The following is a 22,711-nucleotide window of genomic DNA, read 5'->3' on the forward strand; positions in this document are numbered from 1 at the left end:
CATGGCTATAATTTTACAGACAGTTCTCATCCTAGGAATAATTTCAGCAGTCCTTGCCTTAGCTTTGTCACTAGCTGACAAGTACATTGCTGACTATGGAGAAGTTGAACTAAAAATAAATGACGAAGAACCAATGGTAGTTGCAGGAGGAAATTCTCTTTTATCTACTCTTAGAGACAATAAAATTTTCATTCCTTCAGCCTGTGGTGGTAAGGGATCTTGTGGTTATTGCAAGTGCCAAGTCCTTGAAGGAGGCGGCCCAGTCCTTGCAACAGAACTTCCTTGGCTATCAAAGGAAGAAGTAGAGTCTAACACAAGACTTTCCTGCCAGGTTAAAGTTAAACAAGATATTAAAATCCAAATTCCAGAAGAATTATTTAATGTTAGAGAATATGATGTTACAGTAGAATCAATTGAAGATGTAACAGATAAAATTAAAAAGATTAGATGGAAACTTCCTGAAGGTGAATCAATTACCTTTAAACCAGGCCAATATATACAAATAAAGGCCCCAGAATATGACGGTGGAGATGACTTTGATGGTTCAGATGAAGAAGTCTTTAGAGCCTATTCAATAGCCTCATCAGCTGGCGATCACGGATATGTCGAAAACTTTATCGGCTATACAAAAGGTATTTGCTCCACTTACGTTCACAAGATTATGAAAGAAGGAGACATTGTAAATATGAACGGTCCTTATGGAGACTTTTACTATAAGGAAGATGACGGCGGCCCAATCCTATTAATTGGTGCAGGAACTGGTATGGCTCCCCTACTTTCAATTCTCTACCATCTAAGAGACAACAACATAGATAGAAAAGTTAGAATGTTTTTTGGAGCCAGAACTCCAGACGACCTTTTTGTCTTAGATGAAATGAAAAAGTTTGAAGAAGAACTTCCAGACTTTAAATTTATGCCAACTCTATCTAGAACAACTCCAGAAATGAATTGGACAGGAGATACTGGAAGAGTAACAGATTCTATAGACAAGTATGTAGAAGACGGCGGCGGCAACTGGACAGCCTACCTATGCGGCTCTCCAAAAATGATCGACTCAATAATCGAACATTTAACAGCCAAAGGAGTTACAGAAGATAGAATTTATTACGACGCATTTTAAATAATTTTTAAACCCAAGCTAGAGTTTTTAGCTTGGGTTTTTTATGTCTTCTATATAAGTCTTAAATTTTTGTTTAAAAATTTTTGTCTTAATATTAAGCCGAGTATCTGGTTCCTATATTTTATGTTTATGTGGGTCTTTAAAGCATATCAGCTTTGTCTTATTCTAAATACAGAAAACAAAAATTACTTATCGGAGGTTTGAAAATGGATTTTGAAAAATTAAAAGGCGGAGTAATCATGGATGTTACTAATCCTGAACAAGCAAAAATTGCTGAAGAAGCTGGTGCAGTTGCAGTAATGGCCCTTGAAAGAATTCCTGCAGACATTAGGGCTGCTGGTGGAGTTTCTAGAATGAGTGACCCAAAAATGATTAAGGAAATTATTGAAACTGTAGATGTTCCAGTTATGGCCAAGGTTAGAATCGGCCACTTTGTTGAAGCCCAAATTTTACAAGCAATTGATGTTGACTGTATAGATGAATCAGAAGTTCTATCTCCTGCTGACAATGTCTACCACATTGACAAGGCTGACTTTGAAGTTCCATTTGTTTGCGGAGCTAGAAACTTAGGTGAAGCCCTTAGAAGAATCCAAGAAGGGGCCAAGATGATTAGGACCAAAGGCGAAGCGGGAACAGGAGACGTTGTTCAAGCTGTATCTCACATGAGAGCCATCCAAGAAGAAATTAGATACGTTGCCTCTTTGAGAAAAGATGAGCTTTATAATATAGCCAAAGAGTTTCAAGTACCATACGATCTTGTCTTATATGTTCACGAAAATCAAAAACTTCCTGTGCCAAACTTTTCAGCAGGTGGAGTAGCAACTCCAGCAGACGCAGCCTTAATGATGCAATTAGGAGCAGACGGAGTCTTTGTTGGCTCTGGAATTTTCAAATCTGGAGATCCAAAAAAACGTGCAGAAGCTATTGTTAAAGCTGTTCAAAACTACGACAAGCCAGAAGTCCTAGCTGAGGTTTCAGAAGACCTAGGGGAAGCAATGGTTGGCCTAAACGAAGACGAAATCGAAGTTATAATGAGCGAAAGATAAAAAACACATATTTCTTATCTCACAAAAAAGCTAGGACCAAAAAAAATCCTAGCTTTTTTCTTTGCTTATTTAATTTTCTTCCTTTACTAAACCAGCAAGAGCAAAAACTCCTGGTCCTGCGTGGCTGGAAATTAATGGGCCAGCCTCAGTCCAATTGAAATCATCTACATTAAATACCTTTAAGGCATCTTCAATAAATTTCTCTTCTCTTTTTGTTAGTCCAAAAGACTGTAAAAGTTCAATACTTGTTAAGTCAATATTTTCGCCTGCAAAAAATTCTTCAAGAGTTGAAATAAGTGCCTTTCTAAAAGACCCTCTAAACTTTTTACTGGCTACAAGCCTTCCTGAATCTATGGTTAAAAGTGGAAATATTTTAAACAAAATTGCTCCCAGGTACTGGCTGTTTGAAAGTCTGCCTCCTGCCTTTAAAAATTCCAGACTTTGGGGAATGGCAAAAAGTCTAATGCGTTTTTTTAACTCTTCGCCGTAGGCCAAGATTTCTTCTACATCAATTTGTCCCTTGGCTTTAATATACTCTGCTAATTTTTTTATAAGAAGACCTGTTCCAATAGATACTAGGCCTGAGTCTAAAATATAAATATCGTCAAAGTCTTTCGCTGCTATTTCTGCCGACTTGTATGAAACTGACAAGTCCTTAGATATAGAAACGTAGACAATGGGATCTGAACTTTCCCTTCTGATTTCTTCAAAGACCTGGTGAAAGTCATAAGGGTTTGCTCCAGATGTTTGGGCCAAAACTTTATTTTCTTTGTAATAGTTTATAATATCCTCACCATTTAAATTTTTATCAGAGTAACTTTGGGCTCCCATATTTATGTGCATGTTTACAAGTTTAATTTGAAATTTTTCTATTTGCTCTTGGGACAGGTCTGCCCCAGTGTCTGCTAGTAAAATAATATTTTTCATTTAGATAAAACCTTCTTTCTCTAAAAGTATACTTCTATTTTATTTTATCCTAGCATAAGAAACTGATATTGTAAAGTCTTTTATATCATTTATTATTCTTAAAGTTTGTTATGTTCTTTGCTGAAAAATCTTTTACACTTGCTAACATGGTCTCCAACTTTTTGAAGTCCTCTAAAAGTCCTAGCTTTTTTATTTTGTTATTTAATTTTAGCAAGTATTATTTACTTTCCTAGAAATATTGACTCTAAGTTTTCTTTAACAATTTTTATTAGCTCTTCTGTTAGGCTTTCAATACTTTCTCCTAAAATTATACCATGAGAGTATTTAAAGCCATCATTCCAGATATAGTTAAAGGTCTTTGTATCTAAGCTATTTATTGGACCAATTTGTAGGGCATAAATTTCCACCTTGTCTTTTAAAAACTCTTTTACTATGTCCCTAGTTGCTCCAGGAAAAGTAGAGGCTCCGTCAGTTATTTCAAAAATAATTTTATAGGTCTTTTTTGCTTTAATTTCTACTTTCTCTCTAGGACTTATGTTTTTATAAATCTCCCTAAGACAAGCTCCATCGTCAGTGGTTCCAGAAGATCCGTCTACTTTTGTAACTGATGATATTATCTTACTTAGTTTTAAATTGCCTGTATCTGTAAAGTCTTTAACCTTATAAAAGTCTCTTCCAAAAAACCAAGTTTCTGTTAAAAGTACAATTTTTTCATTGGTCTTTTGGCTAGATCCTTGTAAATAATCATTAAAGTCTTCTAATGACAATAAAATTGCTGCTAAGGTTTTTCTCATAGCCTCAATTTTTTCCTCATCCATTGAGCCAGAATTGTCTATTAAGAAAGAAATTTCAATTTTTTCTGGTAGAAAATTGTTTTTACTTTCAAGAAAATACCTGTTAAATATTTTTAAGTCCTTGTAGGCTCCCTTTTTTTCGGCTTCTAAAAAATCTGGATAAGAATAAATTAAATCATTTACATTTAAGTCTCCTTTAGCCTGCTTGTCCTTTTCTACTTGAACTTCTTTTTTTGCAGACCCAAGAAGTTTTTTCCAAAATTCTTTCAAAGCCCTTCTTTGGCCACTAATTTTATTTTCATAAAAAGAAAATAAGTATATATCTTCTCTACTTATAGCAAAATCTTCAAGTTTTTTTATTTCTGCTTCCCTTTGTGATAGGACTTGAGGCTTTTCTTCTTTTAGGATTTCCCTTAGCCTTTCTTCTACATCTGCTCTAGACGATTCTAACTTATTTTCTCTTTGGTCTTCATTCCCATCTTCAAAAATTTTTTCTCCACTAGAAGATTCTTGGCTGCTATTCATAGAGTCAATTTCTTTTAACCAAAGTTTTTTAAAGTTTGGATAAATGAAGGCCTTTATAAGTGGATCTCTTTCTATAATTCCCTGGTTGTCGTTAATTTGTCTTAGGAGGTTGTCATATAAAAATTCATAAATAGACTTGCCCATTATTTCCTGACCAAATTTCTTTTCAATGTCTCTTTTTAAGCCTTCGTCATTAAAATATAAAGTCCAAAGTAAAAAGCTTTGACTAAAGGCTTGGTGGTCTAAAGATGAAAAAATTCTTTTTGGATTCTTTTCTTTTTTCATATAAGTGATAATTTTTTCTTTTTCTTCTTGATCTCTATAAAATGGGCAGGTTTCTAAAACTTTTAAATAGGCACTATAACAATCAATTTCAAATAAAAAATCTAATATTTCCTTTTCTACATAGGATCTTATAAAATTTTTGTCAATAGTCGTTGAATCTTCTACTAGGTCTTCTAACTTTTTTTGTAGATAGTAAGAAACTTGGTCTATTTCATCTTTAAAAGATAGCCTTCTCTTTAAATATAAATCTGCATTTTTCTTCCAATCTGGGTATAGGGCTAATTCATAATATATATGCCACAAAATTTCACTATTAGAAAGATCCTTTTCTAAAAAACTTGCCAGTGGCAAATATAAAATACCTTCCTTTGGATTAAAAACAAACTTTTCTAAATAATTCATTTTTTTCAGGATTTGTTTGATTTTTTAGTGAGCCTAGGGTGGATTGGTTGACATAATTATACTCTATAGTTAAAAATCTAGACTTAAAGGCTGGGTTTAGGTCTTGGGTTCCTTCATAACTTACAGAATCTGTTGAAAGGTTTCCTGTTCCAATAAGTCCAAAACCTTTTTTTATTTTCACAGGTCCAAGTCCAGTTACATAGGCCATTGAGCCAACTTTACTTTGGAGAATATCGTTAAGACCTATGAGATTTTCCATGGCAATGGTGTTAAGCTCATCAATAATAACAGTTCTGCCGTTTTTTACTGCCAACAATATTTCCTTTTCGATTTTCTTTACAACTGTTCCATAGGTTGAGTTTCTAGCTATAAAAATTTCTGAAATACTGTCCCAAAGTTTAGATTTTATTAGGTTTTCTTTTTCATATGGAAGGTTCTTAAAGTCTTTTTCGTGACTTCTTAGCCAGGTTAAATATTGGTCCACAACTTTGTCTACAAGGTCTATGTCACTTTCTTTTGAATTTGCTTTTTCTAAAGACAGAGTCTTTTCAACAAACATATCTTCATAGGTCAAATTGTAAGAGCCTGATATAAAGTAGGGATATATTTTTTCAAGATCTTTTTCACTGCCTCTAGCTAGGGCTTCTTTGTAATAGGTCCTTTTTTCTTTGTTAAGTTGAGCAAATTTTTCTATGGCTTCAGCTTCACTTATATTTTGATTTTTTAAAAACCACTTGTTCATTTCTAGCTCTAGGTCATCTTGGATAATATTTTCTATAGAAAACTCCATTGCTGCCTCTCTAGCCAGCTGAGTTTTTCCACTACCTAGGTGGCCAACAAGATATACTGGAGTTCCAGCCTTTAAAGATTCTATAATTTTTTTCTTAGCTTCAAGGACATAAGAAATGTCAACTAAGTTATTGCTATTTGAATTTTCTATGTCTCTTAGTAACTGTCTTTGATAATAAAATTCCCAAGCATCAGGAGAACTTGTTATTAGTTCTTTTAGGTTTTTATTATATTCATTAATTCTTTCTATCCTAGCCCTAGTTTGAAAGCTGCTTCCATAAAAATTACTAGCATAAAGATTTTGATTTTCTTTTCTTTCAACTGTTAGGAAAAATTTTTCGTAGGCAATTAAGTTTTCCAATTCTTCAATGGCTTTTTTCTGATAACTTTTATTTAAAGTTAGGTAGTCTTTATATTTTTTTAATAAGTCATTTTCGCTAAAAGACCTGTCTACATCTTCTTCTATTCTAAAGTTTTTGAAAAATTCGCCTAGGCTAGTTGAACTTTTATCTGACGTCGCTTTTGCCTCTTTGCGCAAGGCATCTTCATAGAGATTTTGAATTTCTCTAAGGCTAGGTATAGAATCTATATTTTTATTTTTCATATTTATGCCATGCTCCTTTGTTTTTGATGTAAAAAAGGGACGATAACAAGCTCGCCCCTTTGTATTTTTAAGATAATAATCTTTAGATCAAATTAAAGTCCTTTAGCATTTCTTCTATATCTGTTCCCCTAATAAGTTTTCCAACCTTCATTTTTTGTAGTGGTGTAAGTGGAAGATCAGGCTTTTCTCCATCTGATAGGGCTACCATGGCATTTAATAAATACCTAAGGTCGTATCTAGATGCAAAAACTTCTGGAACAGCTTTTTCAACTCCACATAGGACATAAACTGCTTCCATAGCTGTTCTACCAGAATATTCAGTAGTAAATACTGTATCTCTACCTGGTTTGTCAAGAGTTTCAGCAAATTGGCCTAAGAAAGCAAAGTTTACTCCACCTTTAGGAACAACAAATGGTCTATCTCCAGCCTTTCTTGGCATAAATTGAGAAGTAATATAAGGCATCATAACTGGAACAGCAGTACAAGTTTCAGCAAGTGCATCAATTTCATTTACTGGAACGCCAATGTGGTAAAGCCATTCTTTAGTAATTTCCTTACCAGTACAATCTCTCATTTTCTTCTTTATATAGTCGCCTTCAACGTCAGTAAATAATCCATAAACCCAAACTGCTACATCATCTTCAGGTTGGTCTGGATATTGACCTTGTCTATTAATAGTCCAAGACATTAACCAAGATGAGTCAACACAAGTAACAATACCACCAGTTACAGTCTTTCCACCATAAGGGCTTCTCTTAGTAATTTTTTCAATATACTTAGGAATAGAATCATCGTGGCAGGTTACTGTACAAGATTCCCAATTTGTTTTTTCAACATCAGTGCAGAAAACTTCTGGACGACCAAAGTCATCAGATTTTTTTGCAATATTTTTCCACATTTCCCAGCAACCTGTTTGTTCATCACTAAGTTCAGCAGGAGTATTATCATCTCCGTAGCTAGAATTTTCTGTCATAGAACCGTTAGTAATAAAGACAAGGTCATTTTCGCTAAGGTCTATAGACTTGTCGTTGCCATTTTTGTCTTCAGCTATAATCTTAGTAGCAACTTTTCTATTTTCAGAAATATCAAAATCAACATCAGTTACCTTAGTATTATATTGGAATTTACATCCGTAGTCTTCAAGATATTTTACCATTGGTCTTACAATAGAATTGTATTGGTCATATCTAGTAAATCTTAAAGCAGATAAGTTAGTTAAACCTCCAACATGGTGGATAAAACGGTTTAAATATAATTTCATTTCCAAGGCTGAGTGCCAATTTTCAAAGGCAAACATAGATCTCCAATAAGTCCAAAAGTCTGAATTTAAAACTCCATCAGAGAAAATATCTTCAATTGCCTTGTCTTCAAGGTCCTCATCACTAGTCATACATAAAGTAGCAATTTCTTTAACTTGGCTTTGAGTTAAGTTAAATTTTCCATCGTCATAGCGATTACCTTGTTTGTGGGTAATACGACAGTTACTGAAGTTTGGATCATCGTAGTTAGTATAGAAATAATCATCTAATACACTCATTTCTGGGTTTTCTAAACTTGGAATTGAGCTCCAAATGTCCCAAAGACATTCAAAGTGGGCACCAGTTTCTCTACCACCACGGGCAACATAACCTCTAGTATCCATATATTCTCCATCAAGAGATCCGCCTGGAATATCCATTTGCTCTAAGAAGGTAATTTTCTTACCGTCCATGTGAGCATCTCTAATTAGAAAACAAGCTGCAGTTAAAGATGCAATACCAGTTCCAACTAAGTAGGCAGATTTTTCTTCAATTCCCTTAGGCTTTCTAGCCTTTACTAGTCTTTGAAAATCTCCATTAGTAAGTTTTAGTCTTTCATCATAAGTTTTAAGTTCCATAATTTCCTCCTTAAATAATTCAATCTTTATTCTTTACACTTTTAATTAAATCACTTATCTGACAAAGATTCATCTACCAAAAGAGGACTTGTGGGTAAAGTTTACTCAATATTTAAATTTTGGGTAAAATCTTTTAAGTCTTCACTTCTCTTTAGAGAAAGTAAAATATTTCCATCCATTAACTTGCCAATCCTATTAGTAAGCGCTACTGGATCAGTTTTCATTCCACTTGCAACCCATTGGATTAGGGAGCTGCTTAAAGCGCATTGGTAAAAATAAGCTATTAATTTAATGTCTATGTCCTTGGCCTTTGTTTCTTTAGCAACAAGACTTACGTACTTGTTCATAATTTCTCCAGCAATAGAGAAAACATATTTTTCAACATCAGCCTTGTAGTCTGATTCATACATGTGTTTTATAGCTTTTTTATTATCTAAAATAAACTTGGCCGCTAAAATAAAACTATCTTCCCAAGAAAGAGTTTCATTAAACTCTTCAATTACTACAGCTAATTCCTCTTCAAAAATTTCCTTGACTAATTCAGTTAGATTTTCGTAGTGATAATAGAAAGTTTTTCTTTCGATTTGACACTTCTTAGCTAGTTCAGTAACTGTAACACTGTGGATAGGTTTTTTGTTTAAAAGATTTATAAATTCCTTGCGAATAAGGTCCTTAGTATAATTTTGTGACATAAGTCCACCACTTTCATAATAAAAATTTATATGTATAATATACCCTCAAAAATCAAGAACTTAAATCATAAGTATTAAAATAATCAAATTAAGGGTTTTATTAGCTCTATAAGTTCTAAACCTTTACTAAAAACAAAAATTTTTTCAACAAAAAAGCACCTAGTTAATTCTAGGTGCCAAAAATTTTTTTAATTAGAAGTCTAAATCTTTGCCTTCGTAAACATATTCAAATAATTTTTTCATTGTTGCAACATCAATTGACCTTGGGTTTGATCCTGTACATGCATCGGCAACTGCATTTGTTGCTATGGCATCGATCTTTTCTTTGAATTCGTCTTCTTTAATTCCAAAGTCTCTTAGGTTGTTTTTAATATCGAACTTAGCGTTTAAGCCTCTGATCATTTTAATTAGTTCGTTGGCGATTTCTTCGTCAGTTCCACTTAGGCCAAGGTTCTTACCAATTTCGCCGTATCTCTTTAGGGCAGTTTCATCTTTCATATTGTATTGGATTACATATGGAAGGTACATGGCGTTTGCATAGCCGTGGATAATGTGGCCAGTTGAGAAAACTGCGCCAGTCTTGTGGGCCATTGAGTGAACAATTCCTAGTAGGGCGTTAGAGAAAGCTTGGCCTGCTAGACATTGGGCATAGTGCATTTGTTCTCTGGCTTCAAGGTCGCCGTTATAAGATTTTTCTAGATATTCAAAGACCATTTGGATGGCGTGAATTGCTAGTGGATCTGTGAAAGGACTGTTGGCAGTTGAAACATAGGATTCAAAGGCGTGAGTCAAAGCGTCCATTCCTGTATAGGCAATTAAGTTCTTAGGCATAGTTTCTACAAGAGCTGGGTCAAGGATGGCTATGTCTGGAGTAATGTTAAAGTCAGCTATTGGGTATTTAATGCCCTTTTCGTAGTCAGTAATAACTGAGAAGGCTGTTACTTCTGTAGCTGTTCCTGATGTTGATGAAATAGCTACAAACTTTGCCTTGTTTCTAAGTTTTGGAAGACCAAATGGAACAACCATTTCTTCAAAGGTTATTTCTGGATATTCATATTTAATCCACATAGCCTTAGCTGCGTCTATTGGAGATCCACCACCCATGGCTACTATCCAGTCTGGTTTGAATTCTTGCATTTTCTTTGCGCCAGCCATAACTGTTTCTACAGATGGGTCTGGTTCAACATTTTCAAATAATTCTACTTCCATGCCAGCTTCTTTTAGGTTAGCAACAACCTTGTCTAAGAAGCCAAATTTTTTCATAGAGCCTCCACCTACTACTACAATGGCTTTTTCACCATGAAGGTCCTTTAGTGCATCTAAGGCACCTGGTCCGTAATAAGTATCTCTAGGTAATGTGTATCTTTTCATAATGTTTTTCCTCCTTGTGTAATAACATTACTATCTAACAATTACATTATACCCCGAAATCGTTAAAAATAACACTATCTCTTTAATTTATTTTTAATTTTCTACTTAAGCTTAAGTAGTTTTGCCTCCTATTCTAATTTTTCGTCACAAGATGAACAATAGGCTACATAAATAGAATTGGCTTTGCCACAGGCTTTACACCTTGTCATTTGCTCTTGATCAAGATTTTTATCTGAAAATGCTGTCTGCATCTTTTCTTCAATTAAATTTTTGTCAATACTAGGTCTTTGGCTTTTATTAAAATTATCTGGGTCGATTTTTATTTCTTTTAACTGCCTTTGAAGCTCTGATATTTTTTTAAATTTTCTTTTAAAGTCGTCAAAGGAATAGGCTACGTCCATTTTATAAAGTTCATAAGAAAGAACTCCAATTTCTCTAAATTCTATTTCAAGTTGGTCTTCAAGTTTTTTTATTTCTTTTTTTTGCTGGCAGTAGTCAGACATTTCGCTTACTTGGGTCATAACTATATCCCTGCCTTGGTTAAGCGTTTTATAAAGTTCATTTACTATTAGGTCTATATCTTTTTTCATACTAAGTCCCCTCTCTACCTGTCTATTTAATTTATACCCTAAATTTGTTATTTATTTTTTCTTTTAGGGTATTATTTAAGTATCAAGGACAAACACTGTCCAAAAAAATTTTAGGAGGATCAAATGAAAGAATTAAAATTATATTATATGGAAGGCTGTCCATTTTGTAAAAAAGTTAGAAAGTTTATCGAAAAAAATCCTGAGCTTAAGGTTGAAGAACTTGATATAGCTGACGAAAAAAACCACAAGGACTTACTTGAAATCGGTGGCCAAGACCAAGTCCCAATGCTTACAATTGACGGCAAACCAATGTACGAATCTGGAGACATTGTAAAATTTTTAAAGGACCAATTAGCATAAGTGAAAATAGGATTCTTATCAGACACCCACGGCAATCTTAAGTGGACCATGGAAGCTCTTGACTATCTTTCTGACTGTGACAAGATCTTGCATTTAGGAGATGTCCTTGCTCATGGACCTAGAAATGCCCTTACAGAAGAATACAATCCAAAGGACCTGGCAGAAATTTTAAAATCCAGAAAAAACATTTCCTACATTAGAGGCAATTGTGATGCCGATGTAGATGAAATGGTTATGGACAAAGATATTTCAAAGTCTAGCGACTTTTTATCTTGGGGAGATTTAAAGATTTTTGCAACTCACGGCTATTTAGAATCAGAAAATTCTAGATTTTATAAGGCTCTAGAACTTGGAGCCAATGTTATTGTAACAGGTCACACTCACATAAAGGTTTTAGAAGAAAAAGATGGTATGGTTATTTTAAATCCAGGATCTACAACTCTACCAAAAGATGGGTCTAAGTCCATTGCCACTTATGAAAATAAAACTTTTAAGCTAATTGATTTAGAAAGTAAAAAAGTTCTTAAAGAATTGAAAATCGATTAAATATCTAGACCTTGGCTTCCAGGGTCTAGTTTTTTATTTAAAACAAAAAAAAGAACACCTCAAGGTGCTCTCTTTTTTAAGTACTAACTTACTTATTTTAATAAGTCATCTGCAGTAGGAAGGTGGTCATAAACAGCCTTTAATACTTCCTCTGTCTTTTTAATGTCTTCAGGAGACATAGTTTTTTCTAAAGTGTCTAAAATATCTGCCAAGTATTTGTTTTTGCTTTGTGAAAACTTGTCATATTTTTTAGTTACATTTAGATAGAAAACTCTCTTGTCTTCTTTAGATTGAGTTTTTGTAATGTATCCCTTGTCTTCAAGATTCGAAATCTTGTAGGCTGCGTTTGGTTGGGATATTTTCATAAAACTAGCAACGTCTCTTACTGTAGGTTTCTTTAGGCCATTAATAACTTCTAGGCAGAAGGATTCAGAAACAGTTAAACTGTCTTCTTTGTTTTCTCCCATATTTAATGTTCTGTAGAAGTCTAATTTAAACCTATTGTAAACCTTTAAAAATTGTTTTTTCATAAGTATATCTTTCTCCTAAAAATATTTTTATATTATTTTACAATTCTATTTTAACATATAAAACAGATTTTTTTAATAAAAACTTGGTGAAATATTGTTTTCTTTATATCTAATAATAATATAAGAAGATTTATTAGACATTTCTTATTTATTGTCTTCCTCTCCATTGGTTTCCAAAGCTATAATTGCTACAGCCTTGTTGTGGTCTAAGACGAGTTTATCAGCAAGGCCATTAACTAAAACTAGGCCCCTGCCTGAAGATAGCATTTGTTCTGGATAGTAGTCATTTTCTAAATCATAAACTATGCCAGCTCCTTCGTCTCTAACCTTTATTGTCAAATAGCCTTCTTCTATGTTTATATTTAAATAGACAGACCTATCTTGTGCAAGTTTGTTGCCATGGAGGGCACCATTAATAATCAGCTCGTTGACAATTAGTTTTACATCAAAGAGCTTATCTGCATCTAAAATATACCTGTGTAGTTCTCTCATTCGACAATCTACAAAGTCTCTAATTATATTTATGTCGCTTCTTACACATCCATTAAAATAGTATTCCATCTACTACAACTCACCTTAATTTTTTCTATTTCCTTGTAGGTTTATTGTTAATTTCTTGTTAACTTCTACATTAGTAAATTTACCCTTTTAAATTTTTTTAAATCAGAAAAATATCTATTAACTAAGTTTTTAACAGGATTTAATGGGTAAATAAGTATTGAGAAATATTATAGGAGGTAAAATTATGAAATATGTATGTGACGCTTGTGGCTATGTATATGATCCAGAATTTGGTGATCCAGATACTGATATAGCTATCGGAACTGCTTTTGAAGATATTCCAGATGATTGGGTATGCCCAATTTGTGGCGTTGGCAAAGATCAATTTAGCCCAATGGAATAATTTAAAATTTCTGCTTATTAAATTTACTTTTAGGGTAATTTATAAGTACAATAACTATTAGGAGGTATATTTATGCAAAAATATGTATGTGACGCTTGTGGATGGATTTATGATCCTGAAGTTGGAGCTCCAGAATATGATTTAGAACCAGGTGTAGCATTTGAAGATCTTCCAGAAGATTTCGAATGTCCACTATGTGGTGTTGGTAAGGATTCTTTCTCACCACTAGACTAATTGTATAAATTAACTATTAAGCCTGTAGGTTTAAACCTGCAGGTTTTTTCTTTTAAATTTTTTCTTTTAAGCAAAAAAAGAAGGCCTCAGCCCTCTTTTTAATCTAAATCTTCTGAACTTGTTTCAACAATTTTTGTTCCATTTTCTATAATTGTATTTCTAGCAGGATATGTTGACCTATAAAATTTATCTTTTTCTAAAAATTCTCCATTTTTTTCTTTGACCTTGTAGGATTGATAAATTGATCCATCATAGCCTTTTTGGCTAACTTCTCTTAGGCCTTGGTCTAAGTTGGGATTGTCTCTACTTATAGTTTCACTTTTTATATCTTCAACTTTCTCTACAATTAAAGACACGTCATAGTCTTTTACATCAGTGTCACCAATTATTGTAAATCTAATTTTCTTGTCGTCAGCTTCTGCCCCTATATAAATTGGAAAATCAAAGGGATTAGAAATTTTTAAATCTAAATATCCAATGGCTATAGCTGCATCTGTTCCCCTTGGTACATAGTTTACAGGTCTTGAATGGTTTCTTCTTTCGTCAATAGAAAGATCTGCTTTGACTGCTGCGTTATAAAGGGTTGTTGAAACCTGGCAAATTCCTCCACCAACTCCTGTGTCGAAGTTTCCTTCATTTATAACTGTTGCAGGGAAAAATCCTGCTTCTTCAGATATTTCTCCGATTACCTTGTTAAAGGAAATTTGTTCCTTGGGTTTTATAATTAAGCCGTTTAAAATTTCTGCTGCCTTCTTTATATTCTTTTTTCTATTTAAAACGCTAGAAGAATAATCTGTTTCAAATGTTCCAATTGGACCCTTTAAGTGGTCAAAGGCACTGGCGTAAAGATTGGCAGGTTTTTTATCTACAACAATTTTTACATCCTCTCCTGTTTCTAGAGACTTATAAATTAGGTCCTTGGTTTTCTTATTGTCTACATTTAGGCCATCAATTGCTTCAACAACTTGTTTTTTGCCATTGACTACAGAAAAATTTGCATCTACTGCTGGCCTTGAAATCATATTATTTAAGTCGCCAATAACCTTATCTATTTCTGCTTCAGAAAAACTTCCCTCTAACTCAAAGTTTATTGGATTTGAGCTTAGTTTTGTAACTTGAACAAATCTATCTCCTGGGCTTCCTTCTCTTGCATACTTGTAGGCCTGTAAAACTCCATAGCCGTAATCAATTTTATAACCTAGTTCGCTATAAGGATACTCAAACTTGTAGTCTTCATATGTCAGCACTAGTTTTTTGTCTGGAATCTTTCCCTCTTTAACAACCTTTTTCATAGCTTCTGTAAGGGTTAAGTTTGAAACATCTATGCCGTCTACAGAAATCCCCCTATAAATTGTGTCTACATTGACAACATTGTTATAGGTTCCATAGCTAATGCCTACAAAAATTCCAAGAACTAATAATATAATTAAAAGGCCGAAGATTAGTTTCTTCATTTTTCACCTCATTAAACTTGAACTAATTTTTTATACTCTAAACAGAAAGATCTAATTGGACAATTTTGGCACTGAGGATTTCTGGCCTTGCAAGTTCTTCTTCCGTGGAAGATAAAAATGTGATGGGCCTTGGTCCAAAAGTTCCTATCAATTCTCTCCATTAATTTTTCTTCAGTATCTTCAACATTTTTTTCATCTACAATTCCTATTCTATTAGTTACCCTAAAAACATGGGTATCAACTGCAATGGCAGGTACTCCAAAACAAGTAGAAACTACAACATTGGCAGTTTTCTTGCCAACTCCAGGTAGGGTTATTAATTCTTCAATAGTTTTAGGAACCTCAGACTTATAGTTGTCAACTAAAAGCTGGCAGGTTTTTAAAATGTTAGATGCCTTGGTGTTATAAAAACCACAAGGGCGAATAATTTCACTAAGACGACCAAAGCCTAAGGCTAAAATATCTTCAGGTCCTTGGGCCAATTTAAAAAGGTCCTTAGTAACCATATTTACCCTAACGTCAGTACACTGGGCAGATAAAATTGTGGCTATTAACATTTCAAAGGGACTTGTATGGTCCAGCTCTGGCCTAGCATCAGGATAGGTCTTATTTAAAATATCTAATACTTCTTTTAACTCTTCATCAGTAATTAACATTTATAATTTCTCTTTCTAAATTTATAATCTCAAATCTATAATCGTCATCTAAAAATTTTATTAGCTGGTCTAATCTTTCTTCTAAGTGGCTGTACGAATTTGAAACACAAGAAAAACCAAGGCTTCCTAAATTTATCATATCTAAATTTTCAACTTCAGCACAAGAAAAGTTATAAATTTTTGAAACCTTGTCAAAGGTGGACTTAATAATTCTCCTCTTGTCTTTTAAGTTAAAGGCCTCATAGATTTTTATCTGGACTTCTAAAACACCTACATACATAAAATCAGCCCCTTGAAGCAAGTATTTTTATATTTCTCTCAATAACTTTTTTCCCTGACCAGGCAAAGGCAAAGTCCTTGTATTTTTTCTTAAAGGCCTTGTTAGAAAGGCTGGCAAGGTCAAGATCGTCAAAACTTAAAAATTTCGGCTTAAAGTCTGCGTGAACATCTGATAAAATTCCCCTGTTCTTTGGACAGACTTCCTGGCAGACATCGCAGCCATAGGCGTAGGTCAAGTTATTTAAATAAGGACTGGCATCTTTTTTCTGGGACAAATAGGACAGGCATTTAGAAAAGTCTACCCTGTAGTCGCCAAGAATTGCCCCAGTTGGGCAGGCTTCTTTACATAAATTACAAGATCCACAAGAACTTAAATCAATTTCAGCTTCGTAAATAAATTTACTTGCTGGTATTGAAGTAAAAAGCAGGCCTAGAAAAAAATAAGACCCTAAGTCCTTGTTTATTATAAGGGAATTTTTCCCATAGTGGCCAAAGCCTCCAAGACGGGCTAGTTCTTTTTCATAAAAGCCACCGCTGTCAACTTGGATATAAGATGAAAACTCAAAAGTCTCTTTTAAAATCTCTTTAAGTTCTTGAATTTTTTCTCTTAAGACCAAATGATAGTCTCTACCTCTAGCGTAGGATGAAATTTTATAGGCTCCGTCAAAATCACAAGGCCAATAATAGGACATGCCTAAGACAAAAATACTCTTAACACTCTCTAGCCTTGTCCAAGGATCTATACGCAAGGAAAGATCTTGAAGTTCAAAATCTGTGGTTAGGCCCTCGTTTTTATTTGATAAAATCCTAGATCCAACTTGGTCTAAGCTCTTTGCCTCCACTAGGCCTAAAAGGTCAATATTAAGCTTTTTCTTTAAATCATCTAGTCTTATGTCCACGTCTTTCACCATCTTAATTATACCTTAAAGTTTATGAAATTTCTTTACTTTTACAAAAGTTTAAACATATTGTAACTTTTGAATGGTTTTAATTTATACAAACTTGATCTTTTAATTTGGCCTAGAAAAAGTCTACTAATAACTCCAGCTATATAGTATAATCTTATAAGAATTTAAAGGAGAACTTATGGAAAAAGAAAATAAAATGGGAACCATGGATACAAGAGCCCTGCTTTTAGAAATGTCTCTGCCAATAATGTTATCCATGTTGATCCAAGCCCTTTACAATATTATAGATTCCTACTTTGTTTCACAAATAAACGAGGCTGCCTTCACTGCAGTTTCAATGGCATTTCCAATTCAAAATACTTTTATCGGCCTAGCTGTAGGAACATCAGTTGGAACAAAAGCTTTAATGTCTCGCTATCTAGGAGAGAAAAATTTAGAAAAAGTTTCTAAGGTTTCAGAAAATGCCTTGAGCCTTACAATTTTTCACGGCATCTTACTCTTTGTCTTTGGACTTTTCTTTATGGAAGGCTACTACAAAAGCCAAACTGATTCGCAAGAAATTATTTCCTACGGCATAGCCTACAGTAGAATAGTTACTATGATGGCAGTTGGAATATTTTTTCAAATTTCCTTTGAAGGATTTTTGCAAGCCTCTGGTCGGACAAAACTTTCTATGTACGCCCAAATTTTTGGCGCCGTCATTAACATTATTCTAGATCCGCTTTTAATTTTTGGATACTTTGGCCTGCCTAAAATGGGTGTTAGAGGAGCAGCTCTGGCTACAGTTATTGGCCAAGTTCTAGGAGCGATCCTTGGCTTTATTTTAAATAAAAAGAAAAATCCTGAAGTGAGATTAAAAGGCCTTGACCTAGATTTTAAAATTATTGGAGAGATTTATAAAATTGCCATTCCATCTGTAGTTTTAATTACAATGACTTCAACGGTAATTTATTTTCTGAATATGATCCTAGGAAGTTTTTCGCCAACAGCAGTTGCAGCACTAGGTGCCTATTATAAGGTCCAGTCCTTTGTCTTTATGCCAGTTTTTGGTTTAAATAACGGGATGATTCCAATAATTGCCTACAACTACGGGGCGAAAAAGCCAAAAAGGGCCTTGGACACAATATCTTTTGCTATAAAGCTTGCCCTTGCCATTGCCTGTCTGGGATTTTTGATTTTCCAAATTTTCCCAGAAAAGCTTTTAAAAATCTTTAACGCCTCAGACCAACTTTTGGATCTTGGAATTCCTGCTCTTAGAATTATTTCTACATCTTTTTTCTTTGTAGTAATAAACTTTGTAGCCAATGCAGTCTTCCAAGCCTTAGGAAACGGAGTTCTTGCCTTAGTTTCGTCTCTACTTAGACAAGTGGTAGTTTTGCTGCCTGCAGCATATTTTCTATCTCTAAGTGGAAACTTAAATTTAATTTGGCTTGCCTTTCCTCTGTCAGAGCTAGTTGGTTTTATATTTTCAACCTACAAGCTAAAGACCTATGCCACTTACAAAATATCAAATCCCCTTTAGGAGGACGAGGACCTATGAAAGAATCACTTGGGAAAAATATCTTAATAATTTTTTTGATCCTACTTGTAGTCTTTTTGCTTTTTTATAGGCAGGTCTTTTTAAAACTGACCTTAGACAAGTATATTAAAGAAAATGACTTACAAGCCTATACAGTTGAAGCAATCGAAAAATATTCCCAAATGGATGGCTACTTAGTTTCTCTAAATGGACCTAATGGGGAAGATAGAAAGCTTACAATAATTTCTACTAGATTTCCAATAAATGTAATTTACGATTCAATGGTAGACAAGGAAAACTTGAAATAATAAGGCAGGCTTTATTTCATTTTACAAGTAAATAAGCAAAAAAATAAAGGTCAGTATAAAACTGGCCTTTTTTCTTACCACATTATTTCAATTTTATTGTCGTTCATCTTGCTTAGGTCTCCAAAGACATCGAGAATATTGAGACCATAGTCGCCAAGGCTTCTAGGTATTAATCTTGCATCGACAATTTCAACGTCTAAGTTTTCTTCCATTGACAAAATATCCCAAAGAGCATCTAAGTTATCTCCAAAACTTTGAGGAAACTTAAAGACTTTGTCCATGTGCTCATAGGCCTTGTCTCTATTTACAAATTCCTCTCCCATTAAAATAAATTTTTTCATAAAATCACCTACTAATAAAATTGTTCAAAGGACTTGTAGTGGTCCTTAGTATAAAAAATTAATCCGTCGTCTGAATAAACTATTCTTTCAGGTCCCCTATTTTTGTCATAGCCAGAAATTAAATCAGCTTCATAATAAGTCCTAGAACTTTTTTTAGGCAAAAGTCCCTCTCTGTTATAAAAGATGTCGCCACCAATTACAAAACCTCCGTTGTCTTCAACTGACCAACCAAGGTCTTTGGCTTCAGCCTTTTTAATATAATTTTTTGGCAGGGTCTTGTAGATATGAATGTACTCAACTAGATCTTCTAAATCATAATATTCTTCATCTTCTAAAATGAGTTTTTCATCTTCAAGAGTTTCTTCTTCAACTAAATTCTCTTCACTTGACTCATCTGTTTGAGTCTTTTTTCTTTCAGTTTTTTCTATTAAGTTTTCTTCGACTACTTGGTCTGCTTGAGCTTTTTCTATTTTTTGATCCTTTGACTTGCAGCCAGTAAAAATAAAAACTGCAGCCAAGAAAAATAAAAGAAGCTTGTTCAAATATCTTTTTTTAATTTTATTATTCATATAAGCTTTATACCCCAATTTTTGTTAATTATCATTTAAAAATTATTTAAAGTTTTAAAAACTAAGTCTACATTTAAAACTTTCTCTTCTTATGTAAGGGCAAATAAAAAGCAACCAAGAAAATCTTGGCTGCAAAAAATTAACCTTCAAGGCCTCTAGCTTGTCTGTCCATGTCTTCAACAACTATATCAAAAATTTCTCCAAGGGACCTACAATATTTTAAAACGTCCCAAGGCTCGTTTGTGTGGTAGTGGATCTTAACAAGGTCGCCACCGCCAACTGCAAGGAGACAGTCTCCCTTAAAGTTTTCGTTGAAATAATCGTTAATAACATTTTCGTCTAAGTTTTCGCCTTCAATTAGAAGTTGAACGTCATATCTATATTCTATCATTATATCCTCCGTGATTTATAAAATTTTTAATTTTTATTTGGAAAGTAAGGGCATCTCTTTCCTAGGCATTGGCGGTTGTTTCTAAAAAACCTACAAGTAACTTGGTCTGGGATGTCCATTTTCACACCAAAGTTTTCTAAAACATAGTCCGCTCCTGTCAAGGCTGCAGTAAAAGAATTTCTCTTACAGCACCTAGGACCACCAAGTTTTCCAATTTCGTCTAGGGCCCTGACTGTTCCCCTATTAATTATACCCCAAGACTCAGTACTTAAAGGAGTTGACTGGGTAATAATACTTAAAAACATTCCTAGAGAAACTGCCGCCCCACAAGTTCCCCAAAAGCCACAAGACCCACCTGGATACTGTCCGCCTCTTATTTTCATATCCTTTAAGGCTTTTTCTAAATTAATATCTCCACCTGCATTGGCGTAGGCAGTTAAAAGAGCAGCTCCAACCATGACGTGGTGCTCAGGTCCGTGCATATAAATAAAGGGATTTTCCATTATCTCATTTAAAATAAAAATTGGGTCCTTGGACTTAGATTCTAAGCAATAAGAAATAATTGCATCTATACCTTCCTTGCTATGACATGAGTCACAAACATAGTGGCCCTCGTCACAAATTGTCTTTGTCTTAAAGGTCTTATTACAGAAATAGCAATTGACCTCTGCTTCTTCATCTAAATAAGTTAATTCACTTCCACATATTAAACATCCATTTTTACTTGTCATCTTATCACCTACTTATATTATACTAGAGATTTAATAAAAAACTAGATAGATAAAAATTGAGAGATAAAATTTTTAGCTTTTTCAAAAATTGTAATTAAAAAAAATTAGGAGTATAATAAAATCGTTAAGGAGGAAAATTATGGAAGCACTATTTATCGTATTAAATCATGAAGCCCATTATAACGAATTGCTTTTGGCCCTACAAGAAGCAGGGATCCACGGCGGAACAATTTTAGAAAGCCAAGGAATGGCAGGTTATTTGGCAGAAAACTTTTCAACTTTTAAATTTTCTTATTTAGGATCTTTATTAAACGAAGGCAGACCCTATAACAAAACTATCATTTTAGTTTTAGACAAGGAAAGAACAGAAGTTGCAAAAAATTGCGTTAGAAAAGTTGTAGGAGACCTTGACCAAGAAAATGTAGGAATAATGTTTACTTTCGACATAACCAGCTTCGAAGGTTTGACAAAATAATAGAGGAAGTGGATTTTAAACAATGGAAGAAATGTACTCAATTGCAGTCCTAATTCTTTCTGGAATTTTTCTTGCAAAAATCATTGGCAAACTAAAATTTCCAGATGTAACTGCCTACCTATTGGCAGGAATTTTAATTGGCCCTTCAGTTTTAGGACTCTTATCCCGTGACCAAGTAAAGGCAATGGAAATAATTTCAGAAGTGGCCCTGGCCTTTATAGCCTTTTCAGTTGGATCTGAAATGAATATAAAGAGCATACAAAAAATAGGTACAAAAATTTTACTAGTAACTTTTTTCGAAGCCTTTGGCGCATTTTTAGTTGTCAGCCTAGGCTCAATGCTAATTTTTAAAGAGTCAGTTGGATTTTCAATTGTTCTAGGCTCAATTGCCTGTGCAACAGCACCAGCAGCAACCCTAATGGTAATAAAACAATACAAGGCCAAGGGAGACCTAGTTGATATACTAATCCCAGTAGTAGCCTTAGATGACGCAGTTGGAATTATAATTTTTGGTATATCGTCATCAATTGCCATCGCCTTACAAGCAGGAACAGGCCTGGCCCTATCTTCAATGCTATTAAAACCCCTTTGGGAAATAATTTTGGCCTTACTTATTGGCCTGGCCTTTGGTCTAATTTTTATTTTCGTTTCAAAAAAATTAAAATCAGACGACCAATTATTTTCCTTTACTATAGCAATGATTTTTATAGCCGCAGCAGCATCCCTTTACTTTAATGTATCCAGTCTACTGGCTCTAATGGCAATGGGACTTTTAATAGCAAACGTCGGCCATGTACCAAGAAGGTACCAATCTTTAATTGGAAACGTAACTCCCCCAATTTTTATAGCCTTCTTCGTCTTATCTGGAGCAGACTTAGACCTAAGTGCCCTAACATCTGTAGGCCTACTTGGAGTATTCTATGTAGTTGCAAGAGTTATAGGAAAACTTTTAGGAACCTTTTTCTCAACAAAAATGGCAGGCTTTCCAGAAAATGTACAAAAATACTTAGGCCTAACCTTGGTTCCCCAAGCAGGTGTCGCCATAGGTCTATCCCTAATAGCATCAAAGATCCTACCAGATCCCTTTGGTGCCCAAGTTAGAACAGTAGTCCTAGGTGCCACAATAATTTACGAACTCGTCGGCCCACTAACTGCTAAATACGCTTTGACCAAAGCCGGCCAAATAGATCCAGCAAATTTAAAAAAATAAAATAAACCTAGCTAAGTTATCTGATGTTAACTTCAGCTAGGTTTTTCTTTTAATCATCTTCTATTCTTCATCAAAGGCTTCCTCTAGTGAATATGTTCTGCCCTCTTTATAATCTTTATAGGCTTCCATGGCCATTTGATTATAAGCGTAGCCAATTTTCCCTTTCATTTTTATAAATTCCTCATAAAGTTCTTGGCCCCTATAACCTGACTTCATTAGGTCTTTTAAAATTAAATCAGAATAATCTTCACTTGTCTTCTTCAAAATTATCCCTC

The 22,711-nt window shown here is 34.0% G+C and carries 28 protein-coding genes; 10 read left to right on the forward strand and 18 right to left on the reverse strand.

Annotation, left to right across the window (positions count from 1 at the left end; genetic code table 11):
- Position 1 precedes the first annotated feature (1 nt).
- Both BN2667_RS07555 and pdxS read left to right on the forward strand, forming a co-directional pair.
- A complete protein-coding gene (locus BN2667_RS07555; RefSeq protein ID WP_054252720.1) occupies positions 2-1,120 on the forward strand; it encodes an NADH:ubiquinone reductase (Na(+)-transporting) subunit F in 1,119 nt (372 codons plus the stop codon).
- A gap of 206 nt (positions 1,121-1,326) precedes the next feature.
- Positions 1,327-2,166: a pyridoxal 5'-phosphate synthase lyase subunit PdxS gene (pdxS, locus tag BN2667_RS07560; RefSeq protein ID WP_054252721.1), complete on the forward strand. Its 840-nt coding sequence runs from the start codon at positions 1,327-1,329 to the stop codon at positions 2,164-2,166.
- Between the two features lie 69 nt (positions 2,167-2,235).
- Here pdxS and BN2667_RS07565 read toward each other — a convergent pair whose 3' ends face one another.
- The 7 genes from BN2667_RS07565 to BN2667_RS07595 all read right to left on the reverse strand — a co-directional run bounded on the left by BN2667_RS07565 (position 2,236) and on the right by BN2667_RS07595 (position 11,021).
- Complete coding sequence (locus BN2667_RS07565) at positions 2,236-3,093, reverse strand: DegV family protein (RefSeq protein ID WP_054252722.1); 858 nt, start codon at positions 3,091-3,093, stop codon at positions 2,236-2,238.
- 221 nt (positions 3,094-3,314) lie between these two features.
- Complete coding sequence (locus BN2667_RS07570) at positions 3,315-5,099, reverse strand: vWA domain-containing protein (RefSeq protein ID WP_054252723.1); 1,785 nt, start codon at positions 5,097-5,099, stop codon at positions 3,315-3,317.
- Positions 5,071-6,492, reverse strand: a complete 1,422-nt coding sequence (locus BN2667_RS07575; RefSeq protein WP_054252724.1) for an AAA family ATPase — start codon at positions 6,490-6,492, stop codon at positions 5,071-5,073. The genes BN2667_RS07570 and BN2667_RS07575 overlap by 29 nt, the downstream gene beginning before the upstream one ends.
- An 82-nt stretch (positions 6,493-6,574) precedes the next feature.
- Positions 6,575-8,368, reverse strand: a complete 1,794-nt coding sequence (locus BN2667_RS07580) for an oleate hydratase (protein ID WP_054252725.1) — start codon at positions 8,366-8,368, stop codon at positions 6,575-6,577.
- Positions 8,369-8,469: 101 nt separating this feature from the next.
- Complete coding sequence (locus tag BN2667_RS07585; protein WP_054252726.1) at positions 8,470-9,060, reverse strand: TetR/AcrR family transcriptional regulator C-terminal domain-containing protein; 591 nt, start codon at positions 9,058-9,060, stop codon at positions 8,470-8,472.
- Positions 9,061-9,252: 192 nt separating this feature from the next.
- Positions 9,253-10,431, reverse strand: coding sequence for an iron-containing alcohol dehydrogenase (locus BN2667_RS07590; protein WP_054252727.1), 1,179 nt, complete (start codon positions 10,429-10,431; stop codon positions 9,253-9,255).
- Positions 10,432-10,559: 128 nt separating this feature from the next.
- Entirely contained in the window at positions 10,560-11,021 is a 462-nt protein-coding gene (locus BN2667_RS07595) for a hypothetical protein (protein WP_054252728.1), read from the reverse strand.
- A gap of 123 nt (positions 11,022-11,144) precedes the next feature.
- Here BN2667_RS07595 and BN2667_RS07600 point away from each other — a divergent pair, with 123 nt between their 5' ends.
- Together BN2667_RS07600 and yfcE are read left to right on the forward strand one after the other, a co-directional pair.
- Entirely contained in the window at positions 11,145-11,381 is a 237-nt protein-coding gene (locus tag BN2667_RS07600; protein ID WP_054252729.1) for a glutaredoxin family protein, read from the forward strand.
- Positions 11,382-11,927: a phosphodiesterase gene (gene yfcE / locus BN2667_RS07605; RefSeq protein ID WP_054252730.1), complete on the forward strand. Its 546-nt coding sequence runs from the start codon at positions 11,382-11,384 to the stop codon at positions 11,925-11,927.
- Between the two features lie 92 nt (positions 11,928-12,019).
- Here the strand turns inward: yfcE and BN2667_RS07610 are convergent, their stop codons facing one another.
- A complete protein-coding gene (locus tag BN2667_RS07610; RefSeq protein WP_054252731.1) occupies positions 12,020-12,457 on the reverse strand; it encodes a MarR family winged helix-turn-helix transcriptional regulator in 438 nt (145 codons plus the stop codon).
- 144 nt (positions 12,458-12,601) lie between these two features.
- Entirely contained in the window at positions 12,602-13,018 is a 417-nt protein-coding gene (locus BN2667_RS07615; protein ID WP_054252732.1) for an ATP-binding protein, read from the reverse strand.
- Positions 13,019-13,199: 181 nt separating this feature from the next.
- Between BN2667_RS07615 and rd (BN2667_RS07620) the strand changes: the two genes are divergently transcribed.
- Both rd (BN2667_RS07620) and rd (BN2667_RS09205) read left to right on the forward strand, forming a co-directional pair.
- Positions 13,200-13,361, forward strand: coding sequence for a rubredoxin (gene rd / locus BN2667_RS07620; protein WP_075967924.1), 162 nt, complete (start codon positions 13,200-13,202; stop codon positions 13,359-13,361).
- Positions 13,362-13,433: 72 nt separating this feature from the next.
- Positions 13,434-13,595: a rubredoxin gene (rd, locus tag BN2667_RS09205; RefSeq protein WP_075967910.1), complete on the forward strand. Its 162-nt coding sequence runs from the start codon at positions 13,434-13,436 to the stop codon at positions 13,593-13,595.
- Between the two features lie 98 nt (positions 13,596-13,693).
- Here the strand turns inward: rd (BN2667_RS09205) and BN2667_RS07625 are convergent, their stop codons facing one another.
- Genes BN2667_RS07625 through queG form a run of 4 tightly spaced genes read right to left on the reverse strand, consistent with a single transcriptional unit; the run spans position 13,694 to position 16,883 of the window.
- The gene (locus tag BN2667_RS07625; protein WP_054252734.1) at positions 13,694-15,049 is read right to left on the reverse strand and encodes a VanW family protein; all 1,356 of its coding nucleotides are present in this window, start codon (positions 15,047-15,049) and stop codon (positions 13,694-13,696) included.
- Between the two features lie 11 nt (positions 15,050-15,060).
- Positions 15,061-15,705, reverse strand: a complete 645-nt coding sequence (gene nth / locus BN2667_RS07630; protein WP_054252735.1) for an endonuclease III — start codon at positions 15,703-15,705, stop codon at positions 15,061-15,063.
- On the reverse strand, positions 15,692-15,985 hold the full coding sequence (locus BN2667_RS07635) for a DUF503 domain-containing protein (RefSeq protein WP_054252736.1): 294 nt from the start codon (positions 15,983-15,985) through the stop codon (positions 15,692-15,694). The genes nth and BN2667_RS07635 overlap by 14 nt, the downstream gene beginning before the upstream one ends.
- 4 nt (positions 15,986-15,989) lie before the next feature.
- A complete protein-coding gene (gene queG, locus BN2667_RS07640; RefSeq protein ID WP_054252737.1) occupies positions 15,990-16,883 on the reverse strand; it encodes a tRNA epoxyqueuosine(34) reductase QueG in 894 nt (297 codons plus the stop codon).
- A gap of 187 nt (positions 16,884-17,070) precedes the next feature.
- Between queG and BN2667_RS07645 the strand changes: the two genes are divergently transcribed.
- Positions 17,071-18,414, forward strand: a complete 1,344-nt coding sequence (locus BN2667_RS07645) for an MATE family efflux transporter (RefSeq protein WP_054252738.1) — start codon at positions 17,071-17,073, stop codon at positions 18,412-18,414.
- A 14-nt stretch (positions 18,415-18,428) separates the two neighbouring features.
- Positions 18,429-18,719, forward strand: a complete 291-nt coding sequence (locus tag BN2667_RS07650) for a hypothetical protein (RefSeq protein WP_054252739.1) — start codon at positions 18,429-18,431, stop codon at positions 18,717-18,719.
- A 74-nt stretch (positions 18,720-18,793) separates the two neighbouring features.
- On the opposite strand, the gene BN2667_RS07655 is transcribed toward BN2667_RS07650, so the two are convergent.
- From BN2667_RS07655 to BN2667_RS07670, 4 genes are all read right to left on the reverse strand, one after another.
- A complete protein-coding gene (locus tag BN2667_RS07655) occupies positions 18,794-19,060 on the reverse strand; it encodes a barstar family protein (protein WP_054252740.1) in 267 nt (88 codons plus the stop codon).
- 11 nt (positions 19,061-19,071) lie between these two features.
- Complete coding sequence (locus BN2667_RS07660; protein WP_082380230.1) at positions 19,072-19,629, reverse strand: ribonuclease domain-containing protein; 558 nt, start codon at positions 19,627-19,629, stop codon at positions 19,072-19,074.
- 139 nt (positions 19,630-19,768) lie between these two features.
- Positions 19,769-20,020 carry a kinase to dihydroxyacetone kinase gene (locus tag BN2667_RS07665; RefSeq protein ID WP_054252741.1) on the reverse strand — a complete coding sequence of 84 codons (252 nt, stop codon included), beginning with the start codon at positions 20,018-20,020 and terminating at the stop codon, positions 19,769-19,771.
- Positions 20,021-20,046: 26 nt separating this feature from the next.
- On the reverse strand, positions 20,047-20,751 hold the full coding sequence (locus tag BN2667_RS07670) for a DUF5714 domain-containing protein (protein ID WP_054252742.1): 705 nt from the start codon (positions 20,749-20,751) through the stop codon (positions 20,047-20,049).
- 139 nt (positions 20,752-20,890) lie between these two features.
- On the opposite strand from BN2667_RS07670, the gene BN2667_RS07675 reads away from it, so the two are divergent.
- Together BN2667_RS07675 and BN2667_RS07680 are read left to right on the forward strand one after the other, a co-directional pair.
- The gene (locus BN2667_RS07675; protein WP_054252743.1) at positions 20,891-21,226 is read left to right on the forward strand and encodes a hypothetical protein; all 336 of its coding nucleotides are present in this window, start codon (positions 20,891-20,893) and stop codon (positions 21,224-21,226) included.
- A gap of 22 nt (positions 21,227-21,248) precedes the next feature.
- The gene (locus tag BN2667_RS07680) at positions 21,249-22,436 is read left to right on the forward strand and encodes a cation:proton antiporter (RefSeq protein WP_054252744.1); all 1,188 of its coding nucleotides are present in this window, start codon (positions 21,249-21,251) and stop codon (positions 22,434-22,436) included.
- Positions 22,437-22,496: 60 nt separating this feature from the next.
- On the opposite strand, the gene BN2667_RS07685 is transcribed toward BN2667_RS07680, so the two are convergent.
- Positions 22,497-22,700 carry a hypothetical protein gene (locus BN2667_RS07685; protein ID WP_054252745.1) on the reverse strand — a complete coding sequence of 68 codons (204 nt, stop codon included), beginning with the start codon at positions 22,698-22,700 and terminating at the stop codon, positions 22,497-22,499.
- Positions 22,701-22,711 lie beyond the last annotated feature (11 nt).

This window comes from Neofamilia massiliensis, assembly GCF_001299475.1.
GTDB lineage: Bacteria > Bacillota > Clostridia > Tissierellales > Peptoniphilaceae > Neofamilia > Neofamilia massiliensis.